The sequence below is a fragment of the Chromobacterium fluminis genome, assembly GCF_011602385.1.
GTDB lineage: Bacteria > Pseudomonadota > Gammaproteobacteria > Burkholderiales > Chromobacteriaceae > Chromobacterium > Chromobacterium fluminis.
Genome location: NZ_JAAOMA010000021.1, coordinates 89,191 through 100,305 on the forward strand (window position 1 = coordinate 89,191; position 11,115 = coordinate 100,305).

Below are 11,115 nucleotides of genomic sequence, written 5' to 3' on the forward strand. Positions count from 1 at the left end.
TGGCGCGCGGCGCTTCTGCCGCGCGCGGGCTCTCTTTGGAAACACGCCCTCATGTCCACATCTTCAGACCCACTCGCCGCCCGCTCCGGCCCGGCGTCGCCGCGCCGCGCCGGCGGCGGCTTCGTCTCGCTGTCCTGGCTGGGCGTGGCGCCGTTCTTCCTGTTTGCGCTGCTCTTCCTGCTGCTGCCCACCGCCCGACTGCTGCTGGGCGCCTTCCAGGACGCCGACGGCCATTTCACGCTGAACAATATCGCCCGGCTGTTCGAGCCGGCGATTCTCGACGCCTACAAGATCAGCTTGCAGATCAGCGCCGCCTCCGCGCTCTTGGGCGCGGCCTTCGGCCTGTTGCTGGCCCTGGCCGCAATCCGCGGCCGGCTGCCGGGCTGGATTCGTCCGACGCTGGCCACCTTCTCCGGCGTGGCGTCCAACTTCGCCGGCGTGCCGCTGGCCTTCGCCTTCCTGGCCACGCTGGGCCGCATGGGCTTGGTGACGGTACTGTTGCGCCGCTACCTGGATTTCGACCTCTACGCCGGCGGTTTCAGCGTGCTCAGCTTTAGCGGCCTGACCCTGACGTATCTGTACTTCCAGATTCCGCTGATGGTGCTGATCGTCAGCCCGGCCATAGACGGCCTCAAAACCGAATGGCGCGAAGCCTGCGACAGCCTGGGCGGCTCCGCCTTCGCCTACTGGAGCCGCATCGCGCTGCCAGTACTGTGGCCCAGCATCCTGGGCGCGGCGCTGCTGCTGTTCGCCAACGCCTTCGGCGCAGTAGCCACCGCCTACGCGCTGACCGGCAGTTCGCTCAACATCGTCACCATCCTGCTATACGCGCAAATCCGCGGCGACGTGCTGCACGATCAGAATCTGGGCTACGCGCTGGCCTTGGGCATGATCGTGGTCACCGGCCTGTCCAACGCCGCCTACATTTGGCTGCGCGGCCGCGCGGAAAGGAGCCGGATATGAAACACCAGCCTGTCCACAAGCCGTCGTCGCGGCTGGGCGCCTGGATCGCCGTCGTCGCCGGCAGCCTGTACTTCCTGCTGCCGCTCTTGGCCACTTTCGAATTCAGCCTGAAGATGCTGCGCGAGGGTTACAGCCTGGAAGCCTACAGGCTGGTTCTGCAAGATCCGGGTTTTCAGCAAAGCTTCGCCTATTCCGCGCTGATGGCCCTGTTCACCATCGTCATCGGCATCCTGTTGGTGGCCCCCACCGCGTTCTGGATCCAGCTCCGGCTGCCGCGGCTGCGGCCGCTGGTGGAATTCATCACCCTGCTGCCGCTGGTGATCCCGGCCATCGTCATCGTCTTCGGCTATCTGCGCCTGTTCGGCAGCGACGCCTGGCTGCCCTTGACCGGCAGCGAGCGCGGCACGGATCTATTGCTGGTCTGCAGCTATGTGACGCTGGCCCTGCCCTATCTGTACCGCTCCATCGACGCCGGCCTGTCCGCCATCGACGTGCGGTCGCTGGCCGAGGCGGCGCAAAGCCTGGGCGGCGGCTGGCGGGTGATCCTGCTGCGGGTAATCTTCCCCAATATTCAGTCCGCGCTGTTGTCCGGCGCGTTTCTGACCTTCGCCATTGTCATCGGCGAGTTCACCATGGCCAGCTTGCTGGCGCGGCCGGCCTTCGGCCCTTATCTGCAATTGATCGGCGCCAACCGCGCTTACGAGCCGGCGGCGCTGGCCATCATCGCCTTTTTGATCACCTGGGCGGCCATGGGCCTGCTGCAGGTGGCCGGCCGTCACCGTCGCGCGCTGCGCGAGGCCACGGCCTCGGAATAAGAAAGAACCCCACAATGGCATACCTGGACATCCAACATCTGCACAAGCGCTACGGCCAGCAAACGGTGGTGCACGACTTCAATATGAGGGTGGAGGCCGGCGAGTTCGTCACTTTCCTGGGCCCATCCGGATGCGGCAAGACCACGGTGCTGCGCATGATCGCCGGCTTCGAAACGCCCAGCGGCGGCGCCATCCGCCTGCTAGGCGAGGACATCACGGCCTGCTCGCCGCAAAAACGCGGCATCGGCATGGTGTTTCAAAGCTATGCGCTGTTTCCCAATATGAGCGCAGGCGAGAACATCGCCTTCGGCCTGAAGATGCAGAAGCGCGCCGCCGCCGACATTCGCCGCAAGGTAGCGGAGGCGCTGGCGCTGGTAGAGCTGTCCGGCAAGGAGAACCACTATCCCCATCAGCTCTCCGGCGGCCAACGCCAGCGGGTGGCATTGGCGCGCGCGCTGGTGGTGGAACCGCGCATTCTGCTGTTGGACGAACCGCTGTCGGCGCTGGACGCTCGCATCCGCAAGAATCTGCGCGAACAGATCCGCGACATTCAGCGCCGGCTGGGGCTCACCACTATTTTCGTGACCCACGACCAAGAGGAAGCGCTGACCCTGTCCGATCGCATCTTCGTGATGAACCAGGGAAAAGTGGAACAGGAGGGCGCAGCCGAAACCATCTACACCCAGCCTGCCACCGAGTTCGTCGCCCGCTTCATGGGCAATTACAATCTGCTGTCCGTCGGCGACAGCCGAGCGCTGTTCGGCCTGGAAATCCAGGGCCATCTGGCAATCCGCCCGGAGTCCATTCAACTGTTGCCCGGCGACAGCGCGGAAACAGACAGCTTGCCGGCGGTGGTGAAACAACGCCAACTGCTGGGGAACATCGTCCGCTATCAGGTGGAAAGCGCCGGCGCGCTGCTGCAGGTAGACCGGCTGAACCGCAATCCGGCGGACTTGCTGGCCGACGGCGCGCCAGTGAGGCTGCGCGTCCAGCACGACGATATGCGCGAAGTACGCTAAACGTCCGTTGGCCGTCGGAAATAGGCCATCTGCCGACGCAAGCTGCCGGCGCGCTGCGACACTTCCTGCGCCGCCGCCGATAATTGCTCGCTGGCGGCGGCGTTGCCCTGAGACAGCTGACTCAGTCCCTGCATCACTTGATTGATGCTGCCCACATGCTGCGCCTGAGCCACGGCCTCCTTGGAAATGTCCCGCACCAGTTGCCGGGTTTGCTGGCTGGATTCTACGATGGCACTCAGGCTTTTGCCCGCCTCCTCCGCCAGCCGCACGCTACCCGCCGCCACCTGGCCGATCTCCTTGGCCGCGGTCTGGCTGCGCATCGCCAGCTTGCGCACCTCATCGGCCACCACGGCGAAGCCCTTGCCCAGCTCGCCGGCGCGCGCAGCCTCGATGGCGGCGTTGAGCGCCAGCAAATTAGTCTGATAAGCGATGTCGTCGATGATGTCGGTACGCTGGGCGATCACATGCATCGCCTCTATGGTTTCGCCGACGACCCGCCGGCCCTCCTCCGCCTGGCGCGCGGCTTCGCTGGCCACGTCGCCGCTGCGGCTGGCGTCGCGAGCCATCGCGAACATCTGCCCGGCAATCTCGTCCACCGAGTGGCTGGTCTGCTCGATGTCGGAGGAGGTTCGGCAAGCGCTGTCGGACAGGCCCTGCGATGCGCTGTTCAATTGCAGCGAGGCGTTGGCCACCGCGTCCGCGTCCTGCTGCACCTGCAGAATCACCCCGCTCAGTTTCCGCCCCATCTGGCGGATGTGCGCGGCCAGGCTGTCATCGTCGGACGAAGCCAGCCGCAGGCGGAAATCCAGTTGGCCTCCGGCCAGTTCACGCATGCCCTGCGCCACCTCGTCCGGCTCTGCGCCCAAGGTCCGCAGAATACTGCGCGCCAGCAGCAATGCGGCGGCGATGGGCAGCAGCACCCCGGCCAACACCGCCAAGGCCAGCCAGCTTTGCCAACGCGCGGCGGACTGCTGCGCCGCCAAGGCGTCTCGAATCCGCGCCAATACCGCGTTTTGGACCTCCAGCAACGCGTCTATGCGCCGGCTGGCCACCTCGAACCACTCCTCGCTCGACAAGCTCTGCATCGCGCCCGGCCCGCGCGCCAACACCGCGTCGCGCAGCGATTCGTACGCGCTGCTCACGTCCAGCGCCCGGGCCAGCAAGCGCTCGTCGCCGTCGTTCTGCCGGTACAGACTGCGGCATAGCGCCTCCTGCGACACCATGCCGCTTGCCAGACGGAATTCGTTGATATTGAAGCTGCCCACCGCCAGCACCCCGCCGATCAAGCCGCGCGCGCGGCCGGTGTACTCCGTCTGACAATGCAAGGCGGACCACTGTTGCACCAAGGCGCGCACGTCCTCGCTTTGCGAGTAGAACAGCGTGATGACTTTGGAAAGCCGCTCGATGACTTCGGTGTAACGCTCAAACGCCGGCAATGGCGAAATATGGCGCTGCGCCACATCGCGGCGCAAAGTAGTAAGCAGCTCCGCCGCCGGCAACTGCTGGGAGAGAAACAAGCCCGCCTTGCGCGACAGTCCCTCGGCGGGTTGCTGGCGCAAGCGGACCAGCAGGGCATCGGCCAGCGCCTTTTGCCGCGGCAAGGCGGCCGGCATCGGCTTATGCTCGTTAAGATAGCGGTTGCTCAGGCCGCGCTCGCTCTGCAAAGCGTGAATCAGCTCCCCCACTTTCTGTACATTGTCCACCAGCGCCTGGTCGCGTTGTAAAGCCTGGACCGTCCGCCATTGCGCAAAGGCAAACCACAAAGCGCCGCACAACAAGAGCAGCACCAGCGGAGCGATCAGCAAGGCCAGCTTGTGCACCAGCTTCAGACGGAAGTGCATCGGGTATCCTGTTTGCAAGCCATGGATCAAAAACCGCCGGGCGCATACCCTTGCGCGGCGGTCCAACCGCTCTAACTATAGGCAATGACTGAGCAAGGCAAGAACACTGACATGGCGAGCGCATAGATCAAGCGCGCGCAAAGAAAAACCCGCCGTGGAAGACGGCGGGTTGCGAGGAGACGACGATCAGGCCGCGCGCAGGCTGGCGATCATGATCCAGCCGATCAAAGCCGGCGCCATCGCCATGCAGAAGCCGCGCATCAGACGCATGCCGCGCCCAGCGCCTTCGCCGCTCAGTTCTCGGCGCACCACCGGCCAAGCCTTCCAGCCGACGAACAAGGCCAGCAGCAGTTCACCCACCGGCATCAGCAGCTTGGAGGTCAGATAATCCAGAAAGTCGAAAAAGCTCATGCCGAACAATTGGTACTCGCTCCACACGCCCAGCGACAGCGAAGCGGGGATGCCCAGCAGGAAGATGCCCAGCGTCATCACCCAGGCGGACTGCGTGCGCTTGAGGCCAAATTCGTCCATCGCGAAACTGGTCACCACCTCCAGCAAGGACACCGAAGACGTCAACGCCGCCAGCAACAGCAGGCAGAAGAACATCACAGCGAACAGCTGCCCCAGCGGCAGGTGGGCGAATACCGCCGGCATGGTGATGAAGGTCAAGCCCGGACCGGCCGAGGGGTCGAAGCCAAAGGCGAACACCGCCGGCAGCACCATCAGGCCGGCCAGGAAGCAAGTGGCCACCGTCAGCGCGATCACCCATAAGGCCGACCCCAGCAGATTAGAGTCCTTACTGACGTAAGAGCCGTAAGTAATCATGATGCCCAGGCCCAGCGACAGCGAAAAGAACGCCAGCCCCAAGGCGTCCACCAGCATGGCGCTGCTGACCTTGGAAAAGTCCGGGGCCACGAAATACTTCACGCCGTCCCAAGCGCCGGGCAGCGTCAGGCCACGGGCGATCAACACCAACATCAGCACAAACAAGGCCGGCATCAGAAACTTCGACAGGTTTTCGATACCCTTCTGCACGCCGCCGGCCACCACCCACACTGTCAACAAGGCGAAACCGGCGTGATAGGCGATAGGCTCCAGCGGATCGCTGATGAAGCCGCTGAAGATGGCGCCCAGAGTCTTGGCGTCCGACGTCATAATGCCGCCCCCCAGCGCCTTGACGATGTAGGCGATTGTCCAGCCGCCCACCACGCTATAGAAAGACAGAATCAGGAAACACACCAAGACGCTCATATAGCCGATGATGGGCCAGCCGCCGCCGGCCAACTGCCGGAAGGCGCCTACGGCGCCGGCCTTGGACGCGCGCCCCAGCGCCATTTCGGCCAACATCAGTGCCAAACCCAGCGTCAGGCAGATACCGAGGTAAATAAACAAGAAAGCGCCACCGCCATTGGTTGCGGCGACATAGGGAAATTTCCAGATCGCCCCCAGCCCAATGGCCGAGCCGGCGGCGGCGAGGATGAAACCGAGGCGCGAGCCCCATTGTGATCTTGCCATAATGCAGTCTGCTTCTTTGTCCGAATATTTGTTTTTGAATCGCCGAAATCGACGCCCGCGCCCAAACGCGATCGCCACAGCGGCAAAGGTGCTGTTTTGCGCCGACAAGACGCGGCCCGCGCCAGGCCAGATCATGAAGCCCGGAAGCGAACGGAAGGGACCCGGCAAGCCGGGCAAGGGAGAGAAAATCGCCGTGTGGGCTGGCCAAAAGCCGCGTCAGGGGTGGCGACGGGCTATGGTTCTCGCTAGTGTATTTTGCGTACAAACGCCAATTTACCATGATTGATGACAATTTCCAGCGTACGCAGGCAATTAATTCTTATTTCCCGGATAGGTACGGCCATTTCCCGGCAAAGATGAGCAAGTCAGCCTCCAGCCAACAAGTTGAGCATGAAATATCTGTACTCAGGGAATACACTTAGAGCGGCTGACGAATATCAGTTTCACCCCGAGGCGGGACGCGCCGGCGCGGACAGCGCAAACAAGACGGCGAGCCGACGCAACCCGACGTCCGGAGTTTTGTCAGCAGCTCTTAGACAGCGGCCCCACTGCTACGCGCCTGGCCATCCCAGGTGCGAACTCGCCGGCCTCACGCGACTTACGGAGAGCCCTATGGCGATACTGCAAGCCTTTCAATCGCTGATCGACACCGTACAAGGCGCCCTGGTCATTGCGCTGCCCGCCGATGGCCAGATCGTCAGCGCCAATCAGTTGGCGGCCATCCTGCTGGCCACCCCGCACGGCGACCTGATTGGGCAACCCTTTTCCCGATTCCTGCCGGACCCCGTCGACGCAGAACAGCTGGCCAGAGAACTGCGTCGCACCAGCATGATCTACAACCGCTCGCTGACCTTGCAAGCCAGTGGCGGGCGCTGCTTCGAGGTGCAGATGTCGCTGCGCGAGGTGGAGCTGGAAGGCGCGCTCATGCTGATCTACAGCTTCAGCGACCGCACGGAAACCAAGGTGATGAGCCAGTTGCTGGATTTTGAGCGCAATTTGGTGGAGCGCTCGATCAGCCTGATGAAAAGCCTGCGCGCGGAAGAAAAACTGACCGACGACGACAAACTGACCGGTGTGGCCGGCATGCACCGCCTGCTGTCCGCCGCCCACGCCGAAACCGGCCGCGCACGTCGCTACGGCGGCGCCGTCTCCGGCTTGATCCTCAGTTTGATGAACGTGCCGGAACCGATGCCGGAGCTTGACGAAGGCTCGGCTCATCGCCACTTGCTGCGCCTCGCCGGAAGTCTATGCCTGCAAAGCACGCGCGATAGCGACCTCGTTGCCCAGCGAGAAGACGACGCCTTCATCATTCTGCTGCCCAACACCGGCGTAAGCGGAGCCAACGAACTGGCTCGCAGGCTCATCAAATCGCTGCGCCAGTTGAGTTTCGTGTATCAGGGAGAAGAACGCAAAGCGGCGGCCTGCGTCGGGCTGAGCGCCCTGCGCGGCAGTGAAAACACCCCCAAGCCCATGCTGGAACGGCTGAACGAAGCCCTGCAGAAAGCGCGGGAAGGCGGCCCCAACTACATCGTCAAACTCCCCTGAGCATCCCGCCAGGCCAAGTTCCCGCCCCCAAAGCATACGATGAACGACAAACCGGCGAGGCATCGTCTTGACGCCCCGCCGGTTCTGCTTCCTGCTTTAGCTTGTCAGCAACTCACTTCGGCGTTCTTGCGCGCATAGAACCACCAGCACAAGGCGATGCAGCTGATATAGAAAACAATGAAGCACAACAGTGCCGGCTCCGCGCCGCCAGTCGCCTTCATGGACGCGCCAAAGCTCTGCGGAATGAAATAGCCGCCGTAAGCGCCAATGGCGCTGATGAAACCGCCTGCCGCGGCCGATTCCTTAACCCCGTCCGCCTCGGCCTGCTTGCGCGCGTCTTCGCCGCGGCCAGCCGCCGCGCGCAGCCGCCCGGTAGTGAAGATGGTCGGAATCATCCGGTAAGTCGAACCATTGCCCACGCCGGCCATGGTGAACAGCAAGAGGAACATGGCGAAGAAACCGGCAAAGCTGCCGCCGCTCAACTGCCCGGCCGCGTCATGCGCCGGCAGGAAGTGCAACACCCCCACCACCGCCAAGGCCATCACCGCGAACACCCACATGGTCACCCGCGCGCCGCCGAGCTTGTCCGAAATCACGCCGCCTATCGGGCGCACCAGGGCGCCGAGCAAGGGGCCGATAAAAGCGAACTTGGCCACCGGCACATCCGGAAACTGGGTCTTGGTCAACAGAGCAAAGGCGCCGGCAAAACCGATGAAGCTGCCGAAAGTGCCAATGTACAGCCAGCACATCAACCAATTATGCTTACGGCGGAAAATCACCGCCTGCTCGGTGAACGAAGCCTTGGCGTCAGCCAAGTCATTCATGCCGAACCAGGCCGCCGCCGTGGCCAAAACAATGAACGGCACCCAGACGAAGCCGGCGTTCTGCAGCCACAAGCTCTTTTCCACCCCATCCTTGACATAATGCTGCGCATCGCCGCCGAAGGTGCCGAACATGCCGCCAGTCACCACTAGCGGAATCACGAACTGGGCCAAGGACACGCCGAGGTTGCCGAAGCCCGCGTTCAAGCCGTTGGCCGCGCCCTTCTGCGCCTTGGGGAAAAAGTAAGCGATATTGGCCATGGAGCTGGCGAAATTGCCGCTGCCCAGCCCGCACAGCAAGGCGATCGCCAGCATCACCGGATAAGACGTCGTGGGATCCTGCACCGCAAAGCCCAGCCACAAGGCAGGGATCAACAGCGAGGCGGTGGACAAGGTCGTCCATTTGCGCCCGCCGACAATGGACGGCATGAAGGAGTAAAAAATGCGCAAGGTCGCACCGGACAGAGCGGGCAAGGCCGTCAGCAAAAACAGTTGATCCTTGGTGTAGTTGAACCCCGCGTTCGGCAGGTTCAAAGTCACCACGCTCCACAATACGGAAATAACGAAAGCCAGCGTGAGACACGGAATCGAAATCCACAAATTGCGCCGCGCAATGCTCTGGCCTTCCTGTTGCCAGAACTCGGCGCTTTCCGGCTCCCACCGTTTGATGACATAAGACATGACTCAACCCTCCCCGCCGGCCCGAGTCATGGCCAGACCAGCGCTATTTGACAATCTTTTAAAAGCGGATCGCTTCAGCGCCGCCATTCAACTCGAACTCAACGACTAGCTGCCGCCAGGCGTAAACGTTCCTCCGCCACCGGCTTGAACGAGTAATGCATCCAGACCAAGCTGACGCAGACCGTGCCGTACAGCAGCATGAAGCAGCTGGAGCGCACTCCCGCCAGATCCACCAGCGCGCCGAACAAAATCGGCAACACGAAACCGGCCAAGCCGCCAGCCAGCCCCACCACGCCGGACACCGCGCCGATGTTGTCGGGAAAATCGTTAGCGATGAACTTGAACACCGACGCCTTGCCCACCGCCATCGCCACGCCGGCAATGAACAAAACCGAGGTAAACAGCACGGAGTTCAAACCGATATGCAAGCTCCACGGCCCCTTAACGGTGGCCACCACCATTTCAGTTTGCGGATAGGACAAAATGAAGAAGCAAACCCACAACACCCACATCACCCACCAAGTCGTGCGATACGCGCCGAACCGGTCCGACATCCAGCCCCCGATCGCGCGCAGCACGCCGCCAGGCAAGGAAAAACAAGCGGCGAGAAAGGCGGCTGTTTTCATATCAAAGCCGTATTCGCCTACAAAATACTTGGTCAGCCACAACGACAGACCCACATAACCGCCAAACACCACCGAGTAATACTGCGAGTAGCGCCAAACCCTAGGGTCGCGCATCACCCGCAATTGATCGATGAAACGCTGGCCGCCGCCACTCAAATGCGCAGAGTTGTGATGGCTGCAAAACCAAAACAGCAGCGCCGTGGCCAGCATCACCCCGGCGTAGACCTGAGGCACCAGCGTCCAGCCGCCCAACGCGATCAAGGCCGGCGCCACGAACTTGTTCACCGCCGCGCCGGAGTTGCCCGCGCCGAACACACCCATCGCCATCCCCTGATGTCGCGCGTCGAACCAACGCGCCACATAAGGCGTGCCCACCGAGAAGCTGCCGCCAGCCAAACCGATGAACAAACCAATCAGCAAGAAATGCCAATATTGGGAGGCGTACTCCATCAGATAAATCGGCAGCACCGTGCTCAGCATCAGACAGAACAAAACAATGCGGCCGCCATAGCGATCGGTCCAAATTCCCAACGGCACCCGTACCAGCGAGCCGGACAACACCGGCATCGCCACCAGAATCCCGAACTCGGTTTCGTTCAGACCCAGTTGCTGCTTCACTGGAATGCCCACCACGCCCATCATCATCCAAACCATGAAACAGACGGTGAAAGCAAAAGTGCTGACGGCCAGCACCGAGTACTGCTTATATGCCGCGGATGTCATGTTTTCTCCCTCAGCGGCCAAGCGGCCGGCCAGTCCAACTCCATACTCACACCATACTGCTGGTACGCAGGAAAACCCATTCGCCAGACGTGGGCAAGCACAAGGAAAAACGATCTAATCGAAATAGTTCTTTTGGGTGGTATTCGAGAAAGGAACAACACAGTAGAGGGGGGAAAGCGGCGAGACTGGCTGGCTTTGCGCCAATGCAAGTTACAGCCCCGACGACATTGGCTAAGATAGGCACATTGCCAACAAGGGAGCCTCCCCCATGAATGCCGCCAAGAAAATACGCCGTTTCATCGAAGAAGGGCACGATCCGCAGCAAATGCAAGTGCTCAAAGAACTGGCGACCGCATTGGAAATGGGCCGCTCTTTCGACCTGAGCCTGCTCTACGATATCGACATGCGTTATTTCGACGTTGCCATCGATCTCCTGAAATGTAGAAGTTCAGACCTGATCTGACAGTCTCCCGTTTTGACGGCACCCGACTGTCAGATCAATTCAAGTTGTCTACCTTCTCCCTCCATTCCCGTTTGCCATCAATAAAGGTTTGTACGGGCGTGCG

At 62.0% G+C, this 11,115-nt stretch carries 9 protein-coding genes; 5 read left to right on the forward strand and 4 right to left on the reverse strand.

Annotated features, from left to right (window positions below; translation table 11 throughout):
- The first annotated feature begins 51 nt into the window (after positions 1–51).
- Genes HA052_RS15550 through HA052_RS15560 form a run of 3 tightly spaced genes read left to right on the forward strand, consistent with a single transcriptional unit; the run spans position 52 to position 2,797 of the window.
- Positions 52–963 (forward strand): ABC transporter permease, encoded by a 912-nt coding sequence (locus HA052_RS15550; RefSeq protein ID WP_166452574.1) that lies wholly within the window; start codon positions 52–54, stop codon positions 961–963.
- Positions 960–1,778 (forward strand): ABC transporter permease, encoded by an 819-nt coding sequence (locus HA052_RS15555; protein WP_081547775.1) that lies wholly within the window; start codon positions 960–962, stop codon positions 1,776–1,778. Before HA052_RS15550 ends, HA052_RS15555 begins: the two co-directional genes overlap by 4 nt.
- A gap of 14 nt (positions 1,779–1,792) precedes the next feature.
- A complete protein-coding gene (locus tag HA052_RS15560; RefSeq protein ID WP_166452575.1) occupies positions 1,793–2,797 on the forward strand; it encodes an ABC transporter ATP-binding protein in 1,005 nt (334 codons plus the stop codon).
- Here the strand turns inward: HA052_RS15560 and HA052_RS15565 are convergent.
- Both HA052_RS15565 and HA052_RS15570 read right to left on the reverse strand, forming a co-directional pair.
- A complete protein-coding gene (locus tag HA052_RS15565; RefSeq protein WP_166452576.1) occupies positions 2,794–4,638 on the reverse strand; it encodes a methyl-accepting chemotaxis protein in 1,845 nt (614 codons plus the stop codon). The genes HA052_RS15560 and HA052_RS15565 overlap by 4 nt on opposite strands.
- Positions 4,639–4,824: 186 nt before the next feature.
- Positions 4,825–6,153 carry a sodium-dependent transporter gene (locus HA052_RS15570; protein ID WP_081547921.1) on the reverse strand — a complete coding sequence of 443 codons (1,329 nt, stop codon included), beginning with the start codon at positions 6,151–6,153 and terminating at the stop codon, positions 4,825–4,827.
- A gap of 612 nt (positions 6,154–6,765) precedes the next feature.
- Here HA052_RS15570 and HA052_RS15575 point away from each other — a divergent pair.
- A complete protein-coding gene (locus HA052_RS15575) occupies positions 6,766–7,698 on the forward strand; it encodes a PAS domain-containing protein (protein ID WP_166452577.1) in 933 nt (310 codons plus the stop codon).
- 104 nt (positions 7,699–7,802) lie between these two features.
- Here the strand turns inward: HA052_RS15575 and HA052_RS15580 are convergent, their stop codons facing one another.
- Both HA052_RS15580 and HA052_RS15585 read right to left on the reverse strand, forming a co-directional pair.
- The gene (locus HA052_RS15580; RefSeq protein WP_166452578.1) at positions 7,803–9,200 is read right to left on the reverse strand and encodes a NarK family nitrate/nitrite MFS transporter; all 1,398 of its coding nucleotides are present in this window, start codon (positions 9,198–9,200) and stop codon (positions 7,803–7,805) included.
- 98 nt (positions 9,201–9,298) lie between these two features.
- Positions 9,299–10,549, reverse strand: a complete 1,251-nt coding sequence (locus HA052_RS15585) for an MFS transporter (RefSeq protein WP_081547765.1) — start codon at positions 10,547–10,549, stop codon at positions 9,299–9,301.
- Positions 10,550–10,817: 268 nt separating this feature from the next.
- Between HA052_RS15585 and HA052_RS15590 the strand changes: the two genes are divergently transcribed.
- Positions 10,818–11,012, forward strand: a complete 195-nt coding sequence (locus HA052_RS15590; RefSeq protein WP_166452579.1) for a hypothetical protein — start codon at positions 10,818–10,820, stop codon at positions 11,010–11,012.
- Positions 11,013–11,115: the final 103 nt, after the last annotated feature.